The sequence below is a fragment of the Geobacter anodireducens genome, assembly GCA_001628815.1.
Taxonomy (GTDB): domain Bacteria; phylum Desulfobacterota; class Desulfuromonadia; order Geobacterales; family Geobacteraceae; genus Geobacter; species Geobacter anodireducens.
In genome coordinates, this window is the sequence record CP014963.1 from 3,045,243 (window position 1) to 3,065,595 (window position 20,353).

The 20,353-nt window shown below is 65.9% G+C and carries 20 protein-coding genes and 2 pseudogenes; 4 read left to right on the top strand and 18 right to left on the bottom strand.

Going from position 1 to position 20,353, the window contains the following annotated elements; all coding sequences use genetic code 11:
• Nucleotides 1–31: 31 nt before the first annotated feature.
• Complete coding sequence (locus A2G06_13965) at nt 32–322, top strand: stress responsive protein (protein ID ANA41178.1); 291 nt, start codon at nt 32–34, stop codon at nt 320–322.
• Nucleotides 323–449: 127 nt separating this feature from the next.
• On the opposite strand, the gene A2G06_13970 is transcribed toward A2G06_13965, so the two are convergent.
• From A2G06_13970 to A2G06_13985, 4 genes are all read right to left on the bottom strand, one after another.
• Nucleotides 450–695: a hypothetical protein gene (locus A2G06_13970; protein ANA41179.1), complete on the bottom strand. Its 246-nt coding sequence runs from the start codon at nt 693–695 to the stop codon at nt 450–452.
• Nucleotides 696–776: 81 nt separating this feature from the next.
• Complete coding sequence (locus tag A2G06_13975; protein ID ANA41180.1) at nt 777–1,190, bottom strand: hypothetical protein; 414 nt, start codon at nt 1,188–1,190, stop codon at nt 777–779.
• An 18-nt stretch (nt 1,191–1,208) separates the two neighbouring features.
• Nucleotides 1,209–3,026 carry a bifunctional homocysteine S-methyltransferase/methylenetetrahydrofolate reductase gene (locus tag A2G06_13980; GenBank protein ID ANA41181.1) on the bottom strand — a complete coding sequence of 606 codons (1,818 nt, stop codon included), beginning with the start codon at nt 3,024–3,026 and terminating at the stop codon, nt 1,209–1,211.
• Nucleotides 3,023–4,675, bottom strand: coding sequence for an inorganic pyrophosphatase (locus A2G06_13985; GenBank protein ANA41182.1), 1,653 nt, complete (start codon nt 4,673–4,675; stop codon nt 3,023–3,025). Before A2G06_13985 ends, A2G06_13980 begins: the two co-directional genes overlap by 4 nt.
• Before the next feature lie 89 nt (nt 4,676–4,764).
• Here A2G06_13985 and A2G06_13990 point away from each other — a divergent pair, with 89 nt between their 5' ends.
• Complete coding sequence (locus tag A2G06_13990; protein ANA41183.1) at nt 4,765–5,361, top strand: hypothetical protein; 597 nt, start codon at nt 4,765–4,767, stop codon at nt 5,359–5,361.
• A gap of 85 nt (nt 5,362–5,446) precedes the next feature.
• Here A2G06_13990 and A2G06_13995 read toward each other — a convergent pair whose 3' ends face one another.
• The 11 genes and pseudogenes from A2G06_13995 to A2G06_14045 form a co-directional block, all read right to left on the bottom strand.
• Nucleotides 5,447–6,091, bottom strand: coding sequence for a fructose-6-phosphate aldolase (locus A2G06_13995; GenBank protein ID ANA41184.1), 645 nt, complete (start codon nt 6,089–6,091; stop codon nt 5,447–5,449).
• Between the two features lie 43 nt (nt 6,092–6,134).
• The gene (locus A2G06_14000; GenBank protein ANA41696.1) at nt 6,135–6,386 is read right to left on the bottom strand and encodes a transcriptional regulator; all 252 of its coding nucleotides are present in this window, start codon (nt 6,384–6,386) and stop codon (nt 6,135–6,137) included.
• 18 nt (nt 6,387–6,404) lie between these two features.
• On the bottom strand, nt 6,405–6,896 hold the full coding sequence (locus A2G06_14005; GenBank protein ID ANA41185.1) for a 2-amino-4-hydroxy-6-hydroxymethyldihydropteridine pyrophosphokinase: 492 nt from the start codon (nt 6,894–6,896) through the stop codon (nt 6,405–6,407).
• Nucleotides 6,897–6,956: 60 nt separating this feature from the next.
• Nucleotides 6,957–7,376: a nickel-responsive regulator gene (locus A2G06_14010; GenBank protein ID ANA41186.1), complete on the bottom strand. Its 420-nt coding sequence runs from the start codon at nt 7,374–7,376 to the stop codon at nt 6,957–6,959.
• Nucleotides 7,377–7,479: 103 nt separating this feature from the next.
• Nucleotides 7,480–8,295, bottom strand: coding sequence for a TonB-dependent receptor (locus tag A2G06_14015; protein ID ANA41697.1), 816 nt, complete (start codon nt 8,293–8,295; stop codon nt 7,480–7,482).
• Between the two features lie 62 nt (nt 8,296–8,357).
• On the bottom strand, nt 8,358–10,466 hold the full coding sequence (locus A2G06_14020; GenBank protein ID ANA41187.1) for a ligand-gated channel: 2,109 nt from the start codon (nt 10,464–10,466) through the stop codon (nt 8,358–8,360).
• A gap of 226 nt (nt 10,467–10,692) precedes the next feature.
• Nucleotides 10,693–11,142, bottom strand: a complete 450-nt coding sequence (locus A2G06_14025; protein ANA41188.1) for a hypothetical protein — start codon at nt 11,140–11,142, stop codon at nt 10,693–10,695.
• Between the two features lie 113 nt (nt 11,143–11,255).
• Complete coding sequence (locus A2G06_14030; GenBank protein ANA41189.1) at nt 11,256–12,074, bottom strand: ABC transporter; 819 nt, start codon at nt 12,072–12,074, stop codon at nt 11,256–11,258.
• 13 nt (nt 12,075–12,087) lie between these two features.
• Nucleotides 12,088–12,840 (bottom strand): ABC transporter ATP-binding protein, encoded by a 753-nt coding sequence (locus A2G06_14035; protein ANA41190.1) that lies wholly within the window; start codon nt 12,838–12,840, stop codon nt 12,088–12,090.
• Nucleotides 12,831–13,789: pseudogene (locus A2G06_14040) on the bottom strand (zinc-binding protein). The gene A2G06_14035 and the pseudogene A2G06_14040 overlap by 10 nt, the downstream one beginning before the upstream one ends.
• Before the next feature lie 3 nt (nt 13,790–13,792).
• Entirely contained in the window at nt 13,793–14,212 is a 420-nt protein-coding gene (locus tag A2G06_14045; protein ID ANA41191.1) for a transcriptional repressor, read from the bottom strand.
• 178 nt (nt 14,213–14,390) lie between these two features.
• Between A2G06_14045 and A2G06_14050 the strand changes: the two genes are divergently transcribed.
• A complete protein-coding gene (locus A2G06_14050; protein ID ANA41698.1) occupies nt 14,391–14,855 on the top strand; it encodes a DNA-binding protein in 465 nt (154 codons plus the stop codon).
• 13 nt (nt 14,856–14,868) lie between these two features.
• Nucleotides 14,869–16,239, top strand: a complete 1,371-nt coding sequence (locus A2G06_14055) for a hypothetical protein (GenBank protein ID ANA41192.1) — start codon at nt 14,869–14,871, stop codon at nt 16,237–16,239.
• Nucleotides 16,240–16,264: 25 nt separating this feature from the next.
• Here A2G06_14055 and A2G06_14060 read toward each other — a convergent pair whose 3' ends face one another.
• From A2G06_14060 to A2G06_14070, 3 genes and pseudogenes are all read right to left on the bottom strand, one after another.
• Nucleotides 16,265–17,350, bottom strand: a complete 1,086-nt coding sequence (locus A2G06_14060) for a threonine-phosphate decarboxylase (protein ANA41193.1) — start codon at nt 17,348–17,350, stop codon at nt 16,265–16,267.
• The gene (locus tag A2G06_14065; protein ID ANA41194.1) at nt 17,347–18,309 is read right to left on the bottom strand and encodes an adenosylcobinamide-phosphate synthase; all 963 of its coding nucleotides are present in this window, start codon (nt 18,307–18,309) and stop codon (nt 17,347–17,349) included. The genes A2G06_14060 and A2G06_14065 overlap by 4 nt, the downstream gene beginning before the upstream one ends.
• Nucleotides 18,306–20,338 (bottom strand): annotated as a pseudogene (locus A2G06_14070) (histidine kinase). The gene A2G06_14065 and the pseudogene A2G06_14070 overlap by 4 nt, the downstream one beginning before the upstream one ends.
• Between the last annotated feature and the right edge of the window lie 15 nt (nt 20,339–20,353).

Here is a 20,353-nt window from a genome sequence, read left to right on the forward strand (position 1 = left end):
CCGTTCACCACCAACCGGAAAGGGGAACCCCATGATAACGCATATCGTATTTTTCAAGCTGGCCGACCCCACCGCCCCCACCATGGCAGCCACCCGCGAAAAGCTGGAGAGCATGCGGGGCAAAATCTCCCTGCTCAGACACCTGGAAGTGGGGGTTGACGTGATTCGGTCCGAACGGTCCTATGATCTGGCCCTCGTGACCCGTTTCGACTCCCTGGCGGATCTTCAGGCCTACCAGATCGACCCGTACCATGCCGGAGAAGTTGTGCCGCACATGAAGTCGGTCTGCTCCTCCATCGTGGCCGTGGACTACGAGTCGTAGCTGTACACCCTGCCGCATTGGCTGCCGGCAGAGCACCATTCGACAAAAAAAGCCCCGCAGCGCGTCCGTTCATGGACAGCGCGCTGCGGGGCTTTTTCGTACCCTGGGGCCGGGAGATCGTGCGGGATCAGATCCAGCAACCGCCGCCTTCGTATTCGCCGGTGTCGTCCGTGGACTTGGGGGCAACCTTGTATTTCGCCTCGCGGACGGCCGACCGGAGCTTGCACACCGCGTCGTCGGTAACGTCACCAAGTTTTTCACGCACCTCGCGACCGGTCTTGGGGGTCAGCAGGAGAGCCGCCCCGGCCGCAAGAGCGGCGCCGGCGAAGAAGGCGAGGATAGCCGCGGTTTCCGTGTGTTTGCAATCTGCCATGCTGTCGCTCCTTGTGGTTGATTGGATGTTTCTCTATACATAGCACAGAACGCCCGACAATAAAACCATCCGATGCTCACCCTACCTGAATTCGGGGGGCGGAGTCGCCAGGAACCATCGATTTCCCTTCTCCCCGTCCTCCACATAGTGCCACTGCTGCTCGTCCACCAGGGTCTTGAGACGGGTTGAGGGAAGGATGAAATAATCAACCTCGACCCTGACCGTGGCTGTCCCCTTGTCCACGTCGAGCTCCGTGCTCGTCACCCGGTAGTCGGCCACGGACACATCCTTGGCCGCCCTGGCCCGCTCCAGGCAGGCATCCTTCACCTGGTCTCCGGCAAAGATGACGCATGACTGTTCGAGGCCCTGCCAGCGCATGAGGCGGTTGTGCTCCCGGGAGCTGTCCTCGAAGCGCTGGGCAATGAGGTAGGGGTTGCGGCAGCCGGCCAGGACAAGGGCCAGGAGGAGAAGCGACAGGGTTCGACGAACGTTCATGGGCAGCCTCGCGGGGGATCAGGTCCCCTTGATGTACCGCGTCAACTCCACGGCAATACCGTATTTGCCGAAGGGGGGAATGAGATAGAACCCGCCCACCCGGTCCCGCACCGCATCAATGAACTCCCGGGCGATGGCGAGGCCTTCCCGCACCCCGTCCTCTTTTTCCTTGCCCCGCATCCGGTGCCGGATTTCTTCGGGGATCACGATGCCCGGCACCTCGTTATGGAGGAATTCACAGTTGCGCTCGCTCACCAGCGGCAGGATCCCGGGCAGGATGGGAACACCCAGGTGCGCCGTCCGTTCCGCCATCTCCTCCAGCCGCGCCACGTCATAGAGGGGCTGGGTCTGGACGAAGCGGGCGCCGTTGGCCACCTTCCTGGCCAAGCGCTCCACCTGGACCTCCATCCGGGGGCTGTTGGGATTGAAGGCGGCGCCGATGACGAACCCCGTCCCCCCGCCGATGGGCGAACCCAGGGCGTTCACGCCGGCGTTCAGGTCGGCCAGCAGCTTGATGAGGCCGAAGGAATTCAGATCGTACACCGATGTGGCCCCGGCCTGTTCGCCGATGCGGGCGGGATCGCCGGTGACGGCCAGCACGTGGCGGATCCCCAGCAGGCTCGCCCCCATGAGGTCCGACTGGAGCCCCAGCAGATTGCGGTCCCGGCAGGTCACGTGAACAATGACGTCGATTCCCGCCTCCCGCTGAATGAGGCTCCCCAGGGCGATGTTACCCATCCGGATCCGGGCAAGCGGGTTCTCGGCGATGTTGATTGCATCCGCCCCAGCCTCCCGGAGCGCCCTGCTCCCCTCGATGATCTTCGCGCAGTCGAGCCCCTTGGGCGGATCCAGCTCCACGGTGACAATGGGCTCACGTCCCCAACGGGCCAGGAAGCCGGCATCGTCCCGGGACTCGGCCCGGCGCGCCTCTTTCGGCAGGGCGGGCACGGCAACCGTGCGCGCCACGGGCCGCAGCCCGGCCAGCCGTTCCGCCAGACGCCGCACATGCTCCGGCGTGGTTCCGCAGCATCCTCCCACCAGGGCCGCACCCGCCCCGACCATCTCCACGGCCCGGTCCGCGAAGTAATCGGGGGTGGTCCGGTAGACATGGCGGCCGTTCACGTATTCGGGAAATCCGCTGTTGGCATAAGCCGCCAGGGGAAGCTCCGTCACCCGGCCCATCCGCTGGATAGTGCCGAGGATTTCCAATGGCCCGGCGCCGCAGTTGGCGCCCACCACGCAGGCACCGGCGGCAGTCAGCTCCAAGGCTACCCGCTCCACCTCGATCCCGCCGGCGAGTCTCCCGTTTTCCAGGAACGCCATGTTGGCCACCACCGGCAGCCCCGTTTCCCGGGCCGCGGTCAGGGCGTGCCTCATCTGCGCCAGATCGGTGAAGGTCTCCAGGATCAGGAGATCCACCTCCCCCTCGGCCAGGGCATGGGTCTGCCTCCGGAAGATATCAACGGTCTCTTGGGCGGAAAGCTCCCGTTCGTCCCCCTTCACCCGGACCAGGGGCCCCACGGAGCCGGCCACGAAGGCATCGGTGCCCTGGGCGGCTTCCCGGGCCAACCGGGCGCCCCGGAGGTTGATCTCACGCTCCTTCTTGTCGAGCCCGATGGCCGCGAGCCGGGTCCAGTTGGCGCCGAAGGTATTGGTTTCGATGACGCGGGCCCCGGCCGCCAGGTACTCCCGGTGGAGTTCCAGCACCAGCGACGGGCGCACCAGGTTCAGGTGCTCCACGTTGGCGTCGAGGGATACCCCCTTGGCATAGAGCATGGTGCCGATGGCGCCGTCGCCGATGAGGACCTCGTCGTGCAGGCGTTCGAGAAAGGTCATGCCTGCACCTTCCCGAGCACCCCGAGCAGGTGGGGAACCATCTGCTTCTTGCGGGACATGACCCCTTTCAGCTCATAGAGGTGGGGCTCCACCTGGGGATACCCCATCACGTGGGCGATCTCGTTCTTCCCCTCGGCCAGGAACAGCGTGGTTTCGGTATAGATGTCGGTCACCATGAGGCCGGCCAGGTCGAGGCGGTCAGCCGCCTTCACCCGCCGAAGGCAATCGCGCAGGGCATCCTTCAGTTCGAAAAACTCGTCGAAGCCCACCACTTCCACCTGTCCCACGCCGAACTGCATGCCGCCGGCGGTGAACTGCTTGAAATCGGAGCGCAGGGCCTGCTCCGGCGTACCATGGGAGGCAAATCCGCCGCAGGCGGAGAAGATCTCCTTGCCAAAGGCCAGGTGATCCAGGCCGGACCGCTCCTCCAGCCAGGCGATCATCTCACGGTCCCGGACGGTGCTGGTGGGCGATTTGAGGATCACCGTATCCGTGAGGATGCCGGCCAGCAGCAGGGCCGCGGTCCGCTCGCCCGGCTCGATCCCGGCCTCCCGGTAGAGGGAGGCAACCACGGTGCAGGTGCTCCCCACCGGCGCCGCCATGAAGGTGATGGGTTGATTGGTGGGCGGATTGCCGAGCTTGTGATGGTCGATGACCTCCAGGATCTCCACCGTTTCGGCGCCGGGCACCGCCTGGGTCAGCTCGTTGTGATCCACGAGGATCAGGGCATAGGGAACCGGCGCCAGCAGGGACGACTTGGTGGCCACGCCGGCGATGGTGCCGTCCTCCTCCACCGCGATGACGGCCGGCTCCTGGCTATGGAGGAGCTTGAGCCGCAGGTGCTCCAGGGGCTCGGCCACGCCGATCCGTTCGAAGCCGGGCTCCATGAACAGGGAGAGAGGAGAGGCGAGCCGTGCCAGCCAGGCGGCGGTGGCGGTATCATGGGGGGTTGAAAGGACGACCACCCCCTTCTCCCGGGCACGGGCCACCAGCTCGTCGGCAATGGGGAGCCCGCCGGTCACCACCAGCAGGCGCACACCCCGCTCGATGGCGGCCTGGTGGATACTCCGCCGGTCGCCGGTCATGATCAGGAGCGTTGCCGGGTCATACCCCTCGATGCGGCTGGAAAAGGATTCTTCCAGCATGGCGCCGATGAACAGGTGCAGGTGCTCCACCTCGTCGGCCGGTCCACCCGCGAGAAAGATCCCGTCGAGGCAGGCGGCAAGGGAGCCGAGGGAGGTGTCGACGCCGCGCCTGCGGTCGGTGCCGGCCACCAGGTGCTTTTCCGACAACCGCAGGAGCGAGACCATCCCCACCGGGGTCCCCTCCGCATCAACCACGGGCAAGATACGAATCCCATGGCGGTGGAAGAGCCCCAGAGCATCCCTGAGCGCCACTTCCGGCCGGGCGGTGACCGGGCGGCGGTTCAGCACGTCGCGCACCTTGGGGTTGACGTCGGCCAGATAGACCGGCGGCTCGATGCCGAGCCGTTCCAGGATATAGCGGGTCTGGGGGTTCGGCTGGCCGGCCATGGCAGCGGCCACGTTCGCCACCCCCTGCTTCTGTTTGAATTCGGCGTAGGCGATGGCCGACGCGATGGAATCGGTATCGGGATTGCGGTGCCCGATCACGTAAACCTGCTTCTTCATTGCCGCTCCTGCTCTTTTTGTGGCTCCAGCACCGTTTCCGTGGTATAGAGGTGTGCTTCCACACTCCAGCGACACGAGGTTCGACCGCCATGCATCAAGCCATCGACTGGCTCGTCGCCACCATCGGCGCCATGGGCTACCCGGGCATCTTCATCCTCATGGCCATGGAGAGTTCGGTCTTCCCGGTGCCCAGCGAACTGGTCATGCCCCCGGCCGGCTATCTCGCCCAGCAGGGGGAGATGAACATCTGGCTCGCCATCTTCCTGGGAACCGTGGGGAGCCTTGCCGGGGCCTATGCCAACTACTTCGCCGCCCACTACCTGGGACGGCCGCTCCTGCTCAAGTACGGGAAATATGTCTGGATTACCGAGGAGAAATTCGCCCGGGTCGAGTCATTCTTCCACAAGCACGGGGAGATTTCAACCTTCATCGGGCGCCTGCTGCCGGTGGTCCGACACCTCATTTCCCTCCCCGCGGGCCTGGCCGGGATGCACCACGGCACGTTCACCCTCTACACCCTGCTGGGAGCCTTCATCTGGTGCACCATCCTCGCCTGGATCGGCTACGTCATCGGCGAGAACCGCGACCTGATCATGGAGTATTCCCACCAGGCCCTCATCGGCGTGGTGATCTTCAGCGCGGGGCTGGTGGCGGTGTATGTGTGGAGGCACCGGCGAAAGAAGTGAGCGCATCGGCCGCTGTAAATGAAAAGCCCCGGCGACGGACAACGTTGCCGGGGCTTTTTGCATGGTGCACAGCACACTGCCGCGTTTACTTGGGCACGCTTTCCCAGTCCTTCAGGAACCGCTCGATGCCGGCGTCGGTGAGGGGGTGCTTGGCGAGCTGGAGCATGACCGAGTAGGGAATGGTGGCGATGTCCGCACCGATGAGGGCCGCGTTCAGGACGTGAACGGGGTTGCGGACGCTGGCCACGATGATCTCGGACTGGTAGCCGTAGTTGTCGAAGATGGTCTTGATGTCGTCGATGATCCCCATGCCGTCCTGGGAGATGTCGTCCAGGCGGCCCACGAAGGGGGAGACGTAGGTAGCGCCGGCCTTGGCGGCGAGCAGGGCCTGCATGGGGGTGAAGATGAGGGTGACGTTGGTCTTGATCCCCTCGCGGGTAAGGGCGGCACACGCCTTGAGCCCCTCGGGGGTCATGGGGAGCTTGATGACGATGTTCTTGTGGATCTTGGCCAGCTCTCCGGCCTCCCTGATCATGCCGTCGGCATCCAGAGAAACCACTTCTGCGGAGATGGGGCCGTCGACGATCCCGGCGATCTCCTTGATGACGTCCTCGAACTTGCGGCCGGACTTGGCAATGAGCGACGGATTGGTGGTAACCCCGTCCACGAGACCCAGGTCATGGGCCTGGCGGATTTCCTTCACGTCAGCGGTGTCGATGAAAAATTTCATGCTGCAAACCTCCGGTTGATTATTGATGGCGCCATGGCGACGATTACTTGCTTTCGAGCTGCTGCCGGTACTTTTCCAGGCACTCCATGGAGCAGAAGTGGAGTCGCTCCCCCTCGTGACGGCCGATGACGGCATCCTCCTCGGTCACATAGACGCCGCAGACCGGGTCCTGGTAGGTCTCCTCCCGGACCGGCTCGGGCGGCGGCGCGGGCTCGTCCTTCTTCCTGTCGGAGACGAAGCCCCTGACGATTTTGTATCCCACATAGATGAGGACGGCCCAGACGAGCAGACGCATGAGTCCCACTCTGATCTCCTAGATTTTGGTGACGCGCTCCCCCGGCGGCAGGGACGCGAGCAGCTCCCGCACCGGCGTCTCCAGCACGGGGTGAATCATATCAGGCGCAATCTCCGCCAGGGGGACCAGCACGAAGCCCCGCTGATGGAGCCGGGGATGGGGGATGGCGAGCCCTTCGGCGGCAACGGCCAGGCTCCCGTAGAGGAGGATATCCAGATCCATTGAACGCGGCCCCTGGGGCACCTCCCGGCGCCTGCCGAACAGGCCGGTTTCGATCCGCTGGAGTTCTTCGAGGAGCCGGTGAGGGGTGAGCGAGGTTTCGATTCGCAGGACCGCGTTGAGGAAGTCGGGCTGTTCCGGCACCGGCCCCACCGGCTCGGTTTCATAGAAGCCGGAAAGGGCGGTTATCCGGGTTTCCGGCAGGTTGCCGATCTCGGCAACCGCGCGCAGCAGGTTCAGCTCCCGGTCCCCCATGTTCGAACCGAGGGCTATGAAGACGTTGGATTCCACCGGACGATTAGAGCATAACAGGGATATTTTTGCAATCCATGAGCCGCCATCCGGAAAGGGTCAGTGCAACTCCTCGCCGGTGGTGGTCATGACCAGCTTGCCATGCTTGACCCCCTTCACGCCGATGAGCTCGTCGGCGATCTTCTTAACCTCCCGGGCCTTGCCGCGCACCACCAGGACCTCCAGGCAGTTGTGGGCGTCCAGGTGGACGTGGAGGGCCGAGATGACCTTGTCGTGGTGGGCGTGCTGCTGTTCGGTCAACTTGTCGGAAAGGTCGCGGACATGGTGATCGTAGACGAGCGTCACCGTGCCCACGGTCTCCTCGTCCCCCACCTCCCACTTCAGCTCCACCAATGCCGCGCGGATCAGGTCGCGGATCGCCTCGGAGCGGTTCATGTACCCCTTCTCCTCGATGAGCCCGTCAAAGCTCTCCAGCAGCTTCTCGTCGATGGATACGCCGAATCTGATGGTCTCTCCCATAGAAACACTCCCGGTGCGGGTATGCGAACAGCACAAAAGCGGTTGCGATGATAGACCACTTTCAACGGGAGATAAACAGAAAACCGCCCTAGTGGATGCCCGGTCACTCACCCGTGAGCCGGAAAGTGATCGGCACCTCGAAGGTGAGCTCTTCGCCGCCGAGTTCCGGCGGCACGGCGGGGAAGCGGCCCACGGTACGGACGGCCCGCAGCGCCGCGTTGTCCAGGAGCGCGTGGCTCGAGGAACGGGCCACCTCATCGCGCCGGACAGCGCCGCTGCGGGCCAGGACCACGCGTACGACGGCGGTCCCCTCCATCCGTCCCCGGCGGGCCAGGGGCGGGTATTCCTTGCACCGCTCGATGAGCCCCCTGAGCACGGATTGGTAACCCACGCGGATCCGGCCGGCATCGGCCGCGCCAGTGGAGGCTGCCAAGGGTTCGGGGCTGCGGACTGCCGGCACCGTTACCTGCGGACCATCGCCCCGTGCCGGCGGCACTGCCGCCTGAACCGGTTGTGGAGGAGCCAGGGGTACCATCATGGCGGAAGACGGAGGAGCCACCGCACCTGCCGGATCCGCGGCAAGGGGGGCAATGGCAGGTGCTGTCGGCAGGGTCCGGCCGGATGGTGGCGACAACGGGCCAGGGGGCGACGAGCCCCGTACCGGCGACGGCTTCGCCGGCAGCGAAAGCGTGACCGGCCGGACAGGCGAAGGTTGCGGCAGAGGCACCAGGGCCGGCACCGGCTTCTCCGCAGACAGGACCGAATCACCCAGGTCAACGATGATGATGCCGGCAGGAGGAAGTCGCGTGCCCCCCCCTGCCGGCATCATCATCGCACACACTGCAGCCGCCACATGGGCCGCCCCCGACAGGATGAGCGCACGGGCCAGGATCCGCCGCTCCCCGGCGGAGGCACGCAATGCCTCCGCCGGGGCGTGATCGGGCGTGGCCGCGCTGAACCGCATGGCGCTGCCCATGCCCGTCAGAACCGGTAAGCCAGGGTCAGGTAGTAGTTTCGCCCGTTCTCCGGCACCTTGGCCCCGGTGCTGAAGGGATCCCGCTGGTAGGAAAGATGGGAGAAGTAGTACTTGTCGAACAGGTTGTTCACCCCGGCGTAGACCGAAAGACCGCCATAGGTGACCCCCCCCTTCAGGTCGGTGGTGAACCAGCCGGCGGTCTCCTGCTCCTGGAGGGCGGCGTCGACCCGGTCCTGCCGGTCGGCGAAGTTCTCGGCCACCTCCAGGAACCAGGAATCCACGTCGTAGCGCAGGGCCATGGTGCCCCGCAGGGGCGGGATCTCGGACAGGGGACGGTCATCACTCTCGTTGTTCCCCCTGGTGTAGGACAGGGATGCCTTCAGGAAAAAGTTGGCCGGCAGCGAGAACTGGGAGCCGAATTCCCCCCCCCAGAGGGTGGCGTTCACGTTGCGGTAGCTGCGGGCCCGCAGGAGCGGCCCGGCGCCGTCGGGGTCGGGAAGATCGGTCACGTTGATGTAGTTGTGGAGGTAACCGTAGAAGAAAGAAGCATTCACGTAGTAGCTGTCCGTCGCATACTTGACCCCCACGTCGCCCTGATTGTTGACGGTGGGCTCCAGGAGCGGGTTGCCGACCCAGTTGCTCCCCATCCGCTGGAGCCCCGTGTAGAGCTCCTGGGGGTCAGGGGTACGGATGCCGCGGCCGAAGCCGGCGAACAGCTCAAGCCCCGTGATCGGCGTCCAGGTAAGCTGGAGGTTGCCGCTGGCCTCGCCGAAGTCGGTGTCGGCGGAGAGGGCGCGACCCGGGTAGTAGGGCTGATAGAGCGTGGCAATGCGCCCGGCGGCAAGCCGGTCGGCCTCGGCCCTGGTCAGGTCTCCCCGCGCGGCGGCCGTGAGTTTGAGGCGTTCCGCCAGGGGTAGGGTGTATTCCAGGAACATGCCGGTGTTGTGGATGGTCACGTCGGGAATCATGGGAGAATCCCCGTAGATCCAATCCGTGCCGCTGCGCATGAGCATGGTGTTGGTGGCGTCCCACCCGCGATTGTAGTAGTCGATGCCCGCCTTGAGAGTGCCGGGTCCCACGGTCAGGGAGGAGTTCAGCTTCGCACCCCAGGTCTCTGTCTCGGCCAGGGTCGACATGAAGTAGTTCCGCATCAGGAACGTCCGGTACATGAGGGCGGCATTGTCGGGATTCGAGGTCTCCCGGTACCGGTCGTCCATGAGATGCTTGACCCGGTTCCAGTATGCCTGGAGCTTCACTTCGCTCACCAGGGGCGAAAGCTTCTCGATCCTGTAGCTCCAGTTGAACCGGTGGGTCCGGTCGTAGTCGGCGTCCATGAGGAGATAGGGATAGAGAACATGATCGGCATCCTGGTAGGAGTAGGAAAACTCGGTCCGGGAATTATCCGTCGGGTTGATGCCGAAGCGCGCCCAGCCGGTGTTGATCTCGTAGGCGGTCGAGTCGATGCTGCCAAGGCGGTAGCGGTTGTTGCTGGTGGCGGGGTAGATCTCGGTTATCCGCTTGCCATCGCCCGATTCGGGCGGCTTGGAATACTTGTAGGCGTATCCCAGGAGGCCGTCGATACGGTCAGTCCCATAGGATGCGGTGCCCGATGCGTTGACGCTGTCATAGGAGCCGTAGGTGAACGACAGGTCACTGCCGAACCCTTTCTTCGGCTTCTTTCCCACGGCATCCACAAGTCCGCCGAGACTGCCGGCGTTTTCAACATCATAGGGGCCCTTCACGATCCGGATCTGCTCGACCTCGGCGAAGTCGAAGTGGAACGCGGGCGAATCCATTCTGTTGGGACAGGCGCCGTAGAGGCGGACCCCATCGATGAGGACGTTGATATTGTCGCGCTGGAGCCCGCGGATAACCACGTCATTGGCGATGGCTCCCTTGCGGACGTAGGAAAGCCCCTCCACCTGGCGGAGGGCCTCCCCCATGTCCCGGGCCGGGCTTTCGCGGACTTCGCGGATGGTCAGACTCTCTTCGCGGGGTGACTCCCTCTGGCCCCGGACAACGATTTCGTCGAGGATGAGATTTTCGGCGGCCGCGGGCACTGCGGGCACGGCGGCCGCAAGGGTGCAGCAGAGCATGGATATGGTGGTTCGCATGGCATATCTCCGTGAATGGATAGACGTAGAGGACGCAAGGATGCCGCTGCAGGCACCCCGTCCCCGCGCAGCGGCGCACGGGGCGCCCGGACAAGACCGCTGCCGTTCCGGCAACATTACGGCGCACCACTGCCGTACCGGCACACAGTCCACGCCGGGGAGGCGATGAACGGCTGCGGGCCGTGCTTGAGGGGGGACGCTGCAGCCGCTCGCAAGAGGGGTGGGGCTAGCCTTCTGGAGGAGGAGTGGAGGGCTCGGGCGGGAACGCGGTCCGCATGCCCGAATAGTGCGAAAGGTTGACGGTGCACCGGCTGATACCGGATTCAAGGAGAAACGCGGGAAGAATGCACTCCCATTTGACCAGGGGGACGGCAAGGGGAGACCCGGGCTCATCGGCACAACAGCCGCAGGAGATAACAGCCAGGCCAGTGCCGCCTGGGCCGCCGCCGTGGTCGTTGCCATGGGGGCCCACGGCACAGGCGCCTTCGCACCGGCACCCCCGGGGCATGTCGGACATGGCTGCGCAGCAGCCGCCGGCATTGCATCTGCAGACAGGCATCCCGGTCGGGCCGTCCTTTGCCCCTGCCGCCACATGGGCAAAGGGGACAAGCTGCACGAACAGCACGAGCAGAAGTTGCAGTGCAGCCAAGGCGATGGTGGCGCGTCTATTGCCCATGGAAAAGCGGCCCGCCCTTAAAAACAGAATAACAACAGCGCAGTACCAGACAGATCCGACTCGTCTAACAATACCGGTCGCGGCCCGATTGTCAAGCGGCCGGACCCGGGAGACTACCGCCGCAGCCTCCTCAGGGCAAAGGCAAGGGCAAAGAACAGGAAGTTGATCATGATGATCGTGGCGCCGGTGGGGAGATTGGCCAGGAAGGAGACCACCACCCCGGTCACCACCGACAGGACGCCGAAGACCACGGCAAGGATGATGGCGGTCCGGAATCCCCGTGCCAGTTGAAGCGAGGCCACCGCCGGCAGGATGAGGAGCGCGGAGATGAGCATGACCCCCACCACCTTCATGGCGAGCACCACCGTGAGGCCGGTCAGCAGCACCAGCACCCCGTTGATCCGGTCCACCCGGATGCCGGAGGTGCGGGCCAGGTCCTCGTCGAAGGTGATGGCGAAGAGCTCCCGGGAAAAGAGCCCCACCGTGACGATCACCGCCACAAAGAGAACACCGGTCTGGACCAGCTCGAAGGGGCTGATGGAGAGGATGTTGCCGAAGAGGTAGCTGAACAGATCCACATTGAACCCGCCCGCCATGCTTGCCAACATGATGCCGGTGGCAATGCCCAGGGACGAGACGATGCCGATGGCGGCATCGCCGTAGATGCGGGCCCGCTCCGCCAGGCGCAGGATGCCCAGGGCCGAGAGGAGCACGCAGGGAACGGCGGCCAGGGCCGCGTGGACCGACGGCAGGCGGAAAAAGAGCGAAAGGGCCACGCTCCCGAAGGTCACGTGGGCAAGCCCGTCGCCGATCAGCGACAGGCGGCGCAGCACCAGGAAAATGCCCAGAATGGCGCAGAGCGCCGCGATAAGCGAGCCGGCGGCCATGGCCCGCAGGAGAAACCCGTACTGGAAGATGTCGAGAAACGTCATGGAAACCGCCCCCTCAGTGCCGGTGGCAGATGAGGTGCTGGGAGTGGATGCCGAAAAAGTCGGACATGGCCTGGGAGCCGCAGAATTCGTCGAACCCGCCGTAGAAGACCACCCGCTTGTCCAGGTAGAGGAAACGGGAGGCATGGCTGCCGATGGTGCCGCTGTCGTGGGTCACCAGAATGACGGTGGTGCCCCGGGAACGGTTCAGGTCGCGGATGGTCTGGTAAAAGCTCTCCCGCGTCTCCGGGTCCAGGGCCGTGGTCGGCTCGTCCAGGACCAGCAGCTCGGGTCCGCTGACCAGGGCCCGGGCCAGGAGCACCCGCTGCCGCAGCCCGCCGGACAGCTCTCCCACCAGCCGGTCCCGTATGGAATCGATTCCCATGAGTTCCAGGGCGTGGGTCACCGCAGCCCCGTCGCCGGAACGGGGGCGGCGGGGAAAACGGCGGCCCGCCAGCAGGCCGAGCCCCACCACCTCGGCCACGGTAGCCGGAAAGTGGGGGTTGAAATACTGGAGCCCCTGGGGAAGGTAGCCAACCCGCTGCCACTGGTCGAAACCGGCCAGGGGAGTGCCGAAGAGGCGAATCTCGCCCCGGTCGGGACGGGCGAGCCCCAGGATGCAGCGGATGAGGGTACTCTTCCCCGATCCGTTGGGCCCCACGATGCCGACGTAGTCCCCCGCCGCCACGGCAAAGGAGACGTCGGTCAGCGCCTCGGCCCCCTGGTATCCCAGCGTCACCCCCGTGACCGCAACCGCATCTACCGGCATTGAAGCCCCTTTCGCAGATTCTCCAGGTTCTTTTCCATGAGTGACATGAACGTGACCCCCCGCGCCAAGTCATCGCGGCTCACGGTGTGGGCGCCGTGGAGCGGCAGGATGGCCGCCCCCGTCTCCCGGGCGATGGTCTCCGCGGTGCGGGGATCGATGAGCTCCTCGGTATAGATGGTGCGGACCCCTTCCGCGCGGATCCGCTTCACCAGCGCCGCCAGCTTGGCCGGAGTCGGTTCCGCGTCGGCGGAGGCGGCAAAGGCGGCCTCGTAGCGCAGGCCGTAACGGTCGGCAAGGTAGCCGAAGGCGAAGTGACCCCCATGGACCACGACCCGCGAAGAACAGGACGCGAGCCCCCGGCGGTAGCGTTCGTCCAGATCGGCCAGCTTTGCCTTGTAGGCGGCGGCATTGGCCAGGTAGGCCTCCCGGTTGGCCGGGTCGCGCTCCGCCATCCCTGCGGCGATGTTGTCCACCATCCGCTGGGCGTTGGCGAAATCGAGCCAGAGGTGAGGGTCCATCCGCGCCTCATCGTGTTCCCCGTCGCGATGACCCCCATGGTCGTGATTCTCCGCGGCGGGAAGCAGGCGGGCGCCGCGGCTCGCATCCACCACCAGGGGTCCGCCCCCCCCGACCCCCTTGAGGATGTCCGCGGCCCAGGGCTCCATGATGCGGTTCGTATAGACGAAGACGCGCGCCCGGCTCACACGCACGATATCCTCGGGCCGGGGCTCGAAACTGTGGGGCTCCATCCCCGGCGGCAGGAGGAGCGTCACATCGGCCCGGTCGCCAGCCACGTTGCGGGCAAAATCATAGAGCGGGAAAAGCGTCGTCACCACCGACATGCCGGCGCGAGCCGCGGAGTCCCGCCGTCATCCCTTTTCGAGCATCCGACCAGAACGATCGCCAGGGCGCACGCCGCCCCCAGCGCCAGGATACGCACGCTTCCCATTTCTCATCCCTCCTGCTGCCGCGCCAGGCACTCGCGGCAATAGCCGTTGGCCTGGAAGATGTGCGACACGACCCGCCCGGCCACGAGTTTCTCCAGGTCCGGCAGGACGCAGACGTCAACGTCCTCCACCCGCCGGCACGAGAGGCAGACGAAGTGGTGGTGGTGCTCGCGGCGGTCGCAGTAATAGTAGTAGAGCTGCCGGTTCGGATGAATGATGGTGGTTATCACCCCGCCGGCGGCCAGTTCCTCCAGATTCCGGTAGACCGTGGGGAGCCCCACCCGGCCGAAACGGAGCTTGAGCTTGCGCCAGATTTCCTCGGGACTCGCATACCCCCCCTCCCCGGCAAGGATGTCGAGCACTGCACGCCGCTTGGGGGTGATACGGAGATTGAGGGTCCTGAGAAGATCGTCAAAGTGCTTCATGGATCAGGAGGTTTCCCGCCAAACAGAAATCATTTCCATTTAAAATACCCCCGTGCCGCTGTTTGTCAAGAGGGGAAATCCCTCCGTTGACTCGGGGAAACAGATGGGCTACAGTGCCCCTGTCGGTCGCGCCGGCGGGGATTCCGGGCGCGTGGATGCCGACGGAAAGCGAGGTCCCATGCTCATCGGCAGACTTCCCCACAAAGGTGACCTGCTGGGCGGGCTGACGGCCGCAGCCGTGGAGGGTGGCGTCAAGGCCGGCATCATTCAGGTCATCGGTTCCCTGGAGCGCGCAAGGCTCTCCTTCTACGACCAGTGGGCCCGGCGCTACCGGGAGTTTTCCCTCGACACCCCCCTGGAGATCGCGGCAGGGCTCGGCAATATCTCGCTCAAGGACGACACCCCCTTTGTCCACCTCCACCTTTCCCTGGCCGACCGGGAAGGAGCGATGACCGGAGGGCATGCCGTGGCAGGATGCACGGTCTTTGCCGCGGAATATGCCATTATCCCCCTCGCCGGCCCGCCGTTGGTGCGGGTGCACGACGAAACCACGGGCCTCTTCCTCTGGGAGCGGGAGCGCTACGGCTCCGGCCCCGCGTCGGAACTGCCTCCTGACATCCAGCGGGCCCTGTTCACTCCCTGACCCCCGATATTCCATGAGAACTGGCTACCATCGCACAACACCCCCGGACGAACAGGAGCTTGAACGCAGGCGGCGGGAGTTCCACGCCCTGGAGCGCCGCCTGTCCAGGCTGGAGCACGACCTGGAGGATCTAAGGGAAGAGATTCGGGAGTTCGAGCAGTTTTACGCCAACACGATGGCCGACCGGATCAGCGAACTGGACCAGTTGAAGGCCGAGCTGTCACGGGCCCGCCGACAGGCTGCCATGGCCGCGGGGGAAGACCGGACGGCTGGGGGCGAGCGAGCCGGGTTCCGCGAAGAGTGCCGGTTCGGGGAGCGCGGTGGGGAGACGGAAACGGAAATCCCCCGGGTAAAGCCCGTAACCGTGGAGTCGGGGCTCGGCGAAAGCCTGCGGGACGTGTACCGGCGGGTCGCCAAGGCGATCCATCCCGACCTGGCCGAAAACGACGAAAACCGGCGACTGCGGCAGAAGCTCATGGCCGAGGCGAACAGGGCCTACGCCGAGGAGGACCGGGTGACGCTCCACGCCATCATGGAGGAGTGGGAGGCCGGCCCAGAGATGGCCGTGGTCGTGGGAATGGCTGGGCAACTGGCGCTGGTGAACCGGCGAATCGCACGAGTGATCGGCCGGATCAGGGCAGTGGAGCGGGAAACGGCAACACTGCGCAACAGCGACATCTACCGCCTGGTCCAGCGGGTGCAGGAGGCCCGCTGGCGCGGGCGCGACATCATCGCCGAGATGGCGGCGAAACTGGATGCGGAAATCCTTGCCGCATGCCGGCAGTTGAACGAGGTCAGCCAGGTCAGCCCCCGGAGCGACACGCCGCCGGAGTCGGGCCACGCGGCCCAGGCGCCCCTGCGCACCGTCCGCTTCCCGGCCGATCGCAGCCTCGGCGTGCTCTACGTACGTGATCTGCACTCGGGGAGTTTCCTGGACTGGAAGCGCCTCGGCGAAGCCATGGGCGATGTGGCGGTCCCAACGGGCAAGGCCCTGCGCCTCGATGTGCGGGAGGGGAACACCGGCGACCTCGACCTGCTCGGCACCCTGGCGCCCCACGACCTCCAGGCCTGCTTCCTCTACGGCGCCGGCGACGACGACCTCACTCACCTGTTGAGGCTCATCGGCATCGAGGAAGTCTACCTCTACGGTGCCGGAATCTCCGGCAAAGGACTGGCCCACCTGCAGAAGCTGAAGGGACTGGAGCGCCTGTACCTCTACGACACCTCGGTCAGCGACGCAGGACTCATGGTCCTCAGGCACCTTCCCCGCCTCCGTTCCGTCACCCTCTGCAACGCCCCGGTCACCGAACAGGGCATCGACCGTCTGAAGCTCTCCCTTCCCGCCTGCCGGGTAGTGGTCCTCCGCAGCGGCGGCAAGGCCTGATTCCCGCACCCCTGCCTGTCCCCGCTCACATGGTCCGGGCAAGGACCGCGGCACAAGCCGCCAGAAGGCGCTCATTGTCGGCGCGCGACCGGACCGCGACCCGGAAGAAGCGGTCGCCCAGCCCCCGGAACGAGGAGCAGTCCCGGATCAGGATCCGTTGCCGCAGCAGGGCTGCGGCCAGCGCCGGCACCGGGGGTCCGGCCGTCAGTTCCGCCAGCAGGTAATTGGCCGCGGACGGATAGACCCGCACCCCGGGAATGGCGGCAAGCCCCGCCGCCAGAACCGCCCGCTCCTCTTCGATCAGCCTCCGCGTTCGTGCCGCGTACTCCCCATCCGCCAGGGTGGCGAGCCCCGCCGCCTGGGCCAGGGTGTTGACGCTCCAGGGGGCCCGCAGCTCCGCCAGCCGGGCCGCATCCTCCGGAGCCGCCACGGCGAAGCCGAGGCGCAGGCCGGGGATGGCGTGAAACTTGGTCAGGGAGCGGAGCACGACGCCACCCCCCTGGCGGGCCACATACCCCGTCACCGATTCCTCCTCCCGGAAGTCCATGAAGGCCTCGTCCACCACCAGAACGGTGCCGCGGGCTCGGCACAACCGGTGGATCGCGGCCATGTCGTCACGGGGGATGAGGCTGCCGGTGGGATTGCCCGGATTGGCCAGGACGAGGAGGTCCCACCCTTCGGCCAGCCGTTGGTCGAGGAGGGCCGGCGCCAGGGCGAACCCATCCTCCGGCGCCAGGTCCAGGTAGCCCACCTCCCAGCCGGCGCGGGCCAGGCTCCTGGCGTACTCCGAAAACGGCGGCGCCACCACCAGGCCCCGCCTGCCTCCCACGAGGCGCGGCACCAAGTAGATGAGCTCGGTGGAGCCGTTGGCGACACAGATGCACTCGGCCGGAAGCCCGTGGTGACGGGCCAGAGCCTCCCGCAGCTCGGCCGCCTGGCTGTCGGGATAGTGGACCAGCCGGTCGAAGGCCGCCGTCACCGCCTCCCGCACCCCCGGAGCCGGCCCCAGGGGATTGATGCTGGCGGAGAAATCCAGAAGATCCTCCGGCCGGAGGCCGAGTTCGCGGGCCACGGCGAAAACCGTGCCGCCATGATCGAAGGTGCTCGTCACGGTCGCTCCAGGAAAATGAGGTAACACAGCATGAACGCCGTCAGCAGTATCTCGGAGCCGTACATGAGCCGGACGGCGCCGCGCCATGCCGCGCGATCGAGGGGGTTCAGGGGATCGCCGATGGTCGGTTTCGCCACGGGCCGGCCACAGTAGACATTCATGCCGCCGAGGCGCACCCCAAGGGCTCCGGCCGCGGCCGCCTCGGGGATGCCGGCGTTGGGAGAGGAATGGTTGCGGCCGTCCCGGCGCATGATCCGCCAGGCGCCCGGCCCGGAAAGCCCCGCCAGCGGGGCGGACAGCACCATGAGCAGGCCGGTGATCCTGGCCGGCAGCAGGTTCACCAGATCGTCGAACCGTGCCGAAGCCCAGCCGAAACGGAGATATCGCTCGCTTTTGTATCCAACCATGGAATCGAGGGTGTTGACCGCCTTGTAGGCGAGCGCCAGCGGGGCACCGCCGACCATGAACCAGAACAGGGGCGCGATGACGCCGTCGGAGGTGTTTTCGGCCACGGTTTCCACGGCACCGCGCCAGATCTCCGGCTCGGCGAGCTCCGCAGTGTCGCGGCCGACGATGCGGGACAGGAAATGGCGAGCCCCGGCAAGATCACCGGCGGCCAGGGCGTCCGCCACGAGCTTTGACTCCCCGTGGAGCGACCGGGCAGCCAGGCAGGTCCAGCCCAACAGCGCCTCCACCACGAACCCGGCCACGGGGTGCACCAGCCCGGCGCCCAGGCCGAGCACCCAGGCGGTCCCCCCGGCGATCCCCACGGTCAGCACCAGCAGAATCACGCCGGCGGCCCGCTCGTTGGCCACCCGGCGGCGGAGTTGCCGTTCAAGGGAGGTCACGAGCCTGCCCACGGCCACCACCGGATGGGGGAGCCAGCGGGGATCGCCCAGCAGCCAGTCGAGAACAAGGGCGGCAAGGACCAGGAGGGCCGCCCGGTCGGGTCCGGTCACGCGCTCTCCTCCGGCCGCGGCGGCACAACCACCGGCAGCGGCGCCTCGTTGAGCGTAAAGAAGAACGTGGCGCCCCGATCCACGGCCCCATCGGCCAGGTGCGGCCGCCGTGCCGGCGGATCACCCGCGCCACGGTGGCGAGTCCGACGCCGGTTCCCGGGAACTGCTCAGCCCCATGCAGCCGGCTGAAGGGCCGGAAGAGGCGATTGATCTCCTCGGGATCGAAGCCCGCACCGTTGTCGCGGACAAAGTAAATCCGCCGCTCCCCCTCGTCCCGGGACCCGAACTCGATGACGGCCTCGTCCCTGAGGGCCGTGTACTTCCACGCGTTGCTGAGCAGGTTCTCCACCGCAAGACCCAGCAGGTCCGCATCCCCATCCACGGCCAGATCCCCCGTCACGTGGAAGGTCACCTTCCGTTGCGGCTCGGCGAACTGGAGATTATCTATCACGGTCCGGCCAATTTCCGCCATGTCCACCTGCTCGAAGCTCAGCTCCTGACAGGTGGCGCGGGCAAGGGCGAGCTGCGCGTCGACAAGGGTGTTCATCCTGGCCGCAGCGAACTCGATGGCCGTGAATAACTCCGCCAGCAACTCGCTCTCGGTGCCGTTGCATTCGGCGCGCGCCAGTTGCACGTAGCCGGTGATGCCCGACAGGGGTGTCCGAATATCGTGGCTCAGGGACGAACTGAATTGCCTCAGGTCCTCGTTCGCCTCTTCCAACTGAACGGTCCGCTCGTACACCCGCTGCTCCAGAAGCCGGGCGAACGAGTCCAGGTCCCGGCGGGACTCCTGCAGGCGTTCCACCATGGTGTTGAAGGAGACGGCAAGGGCACCCAGTTCGTCCGAGCGCCGGGCATCGAGCCGGTGGGAGAAGTCTCCTTCGGTAATGGCCGAAGTACCGTTCATGAGTGAATCCAGTGCCCGGAGAATGGATCGGCTCGTGCCGAGAATGAGGCTTACCGCCATCACGAGGAAGAGCGATACCGCCAGGACCCCCTGCCAGCGGGCCGCGGCGGTCAGGGTGAGCATCCGGGCGCTGCCCGAATCCAGCGACCGGGAAATGATGGGCATGAGCGTCTTGTACAGGACCGTTTCCATGCGGGAGTTGGCCAGGGCCACCGCCTCATGCCCGCGGCCCGCCTTTTTGAGCGCCACGGCCTGGTGCATGAGCCCGGTCAGTTCCTGGAAGCTCCGCGTGACGGTCTCGGCGTCCGTTAATGCCGTCGGGTCGCCCTGGCGCGCCAGCCGCCACATCTGCTGCCGGAAGTTCTCCAGGGCGTGGCCGGCCTGCCAGTCCAGCCGCGAGAGGTCGGTCTCGATGCCCTGGCGCTGGTTGAGCAGATACTTCATCAACTCCTTGAGCTGGCCGGTCACCTCGAACAGCAGGTGATTTGCGGCAAGGAAGCCATCCAGGGCCGCCTCGCCCCGCTCGATGTTCCGGGTCCCCTCCGCGGACATCCAGGGAATCCGCCCCACGGCCATCAGCAGATCGTGGAAGGCGACGTGCACCTCCACCGCCCCGTCATCGAGGGCCTTGTCCACGGGCAGGAGCACTTCCCGATCGAAATAGGGCTCGAGCCGGTCGCGGAACAATGCCATCGCCTCGGCGCCGCGGCCCGTGTCCTGGAGTTCAAAGAACCACTCGGCCGTGCGGACCCACGAGGCGTGGTGGTTCTGCACCATCTGGACCAGCCTCAGATCGTCATCCTCTCCGGTAACGCCCAGGGATTTCTGCGCCTTGATGGCATCGATCCAGACGGCAAGTGCCTCATCGGTCAACTTCCCGCCCTTGCGGAATTCATCCCGGGCAGCGGGATCGGAGATGGCCAGGTAGTCGACCACTTCCTTCATCTGCTGGATCATGCCGGCCCGGGCCAGGGCAATGCCCCTCAGGTATTCGACCGCCGGGATGAGATGGCGCACCCGCGTATGGACCTGGGCCGACGAATGGAACAGATATCCCACGAACACTGCGACGTGCAGCACGATCAAAATGATGACGGTTTGCACCTTCCGTTTGATGGTCACGGGAAATCTCCTCTG

Coding starts and splice junctions, on each gene's coding strand:
- A2G06_14055 (ANA41192.1), top strand. CDS start 14,869: ATGAGAACTGGCTACCATCGCACAACACCCCCGGACGAACAGGAGCTT.
- A2G06_13985 (ANA41182.1), bottom strand. CDS start 4,675: ATGAAGAAGCAGGTTTACGTGATCGGGCACCGCAATCCCGATACCGAT.
- A2G06_13965 (ANA41178.1), top strand. CDS start 32: ATGATAACGCATATCGTATTTTTCAAGCTGGCCGACCCCACCGCCCCC.
- A2G06_14020 (ANA41187.1), bottom strand. CDS start 10,466: ATGCGAACCACCATATCCATGCTCTGCTGCACCCTTGCGGCCGCCGTG.
- A2G06_13970 (ANA41179.1), bottom strand. CDS start 695: ATGGCAGATTGCAAACACACGGAAACCGCGGCTATCCTCGCCTTCTTC.
- A2G06_14025 (ANA41188.1), bottom strand. CDS start 11,142: ATGGGCAATAGACGCGCCACCATCGCCTTGGCTGCACTGCAACTTCTG.
- A2G06_13975 (ANA41180.1), bottom strand. CDS start 1,190: ATGAACGTTCGTCGAACCCTGTCGCTTCTCCTCCTGGCCCTTGTCCTG.
- A2G06_14000 (ANA41696.1), bottom strand. CDS start 6,386: ATGCGTCTGCTCGTCTGGGCCGTCCTCATCTATGTGGGATACAAAATC.
- A2G06_14050 (ANA41698.1), top strand. CDS start 14,391: ATGCTCATCGGCAGACTTCCCCACAAAGGTGACCTGCTGGGCGGGCTG.
- A2G06_13995 (ANA41184.1), bottom strand. CDS start 6,091: ATGAAATTTTTCATCGACACCGCTGACGTGAAGGAAATCCGCCAGGCC.
- A2G06_14035 (ANA41190.1), bottom strand. CDS start 12,840: ATGCCGGTAGATGCGGTTGCGGTCACGGGGGTGACGCTGGGATACCAG.
- A2G06_13990 (ANA41183.1), top strand. CDS start 4,765: ATGCATCAAGCCATCGACTGGCTCGTCGCCACCATCGGCGCCATGGGC.
- A2G06_14045 (ANA41191.1), bottom strand. CDS start 14,212: ATGAAGCACTTTGACGATCTTCTCAGGACCCTCAATCTCCGTATCACC.
- A2G06_14010 (ANA41186.1), bottom strand. CDS start 7,376: ATGGGAGAGACCATCAGATTCGGCGTATCCATCGACGAGAAGCTGCTG.
- A2G06_14030 (ANA41189.1), bottom strand. CDS start 12,074: ATGACGTTTCTCGACATCTTCCAGTACGGGTTTCTCCTGCGGGCCATG.
- A2G06_13980 (ANA41181.1), bottom strand. CDS start 3,026: ATGACCTTTCTCGAACGCCTGCACGACGAGGTCCTCATCGGCGACGGC.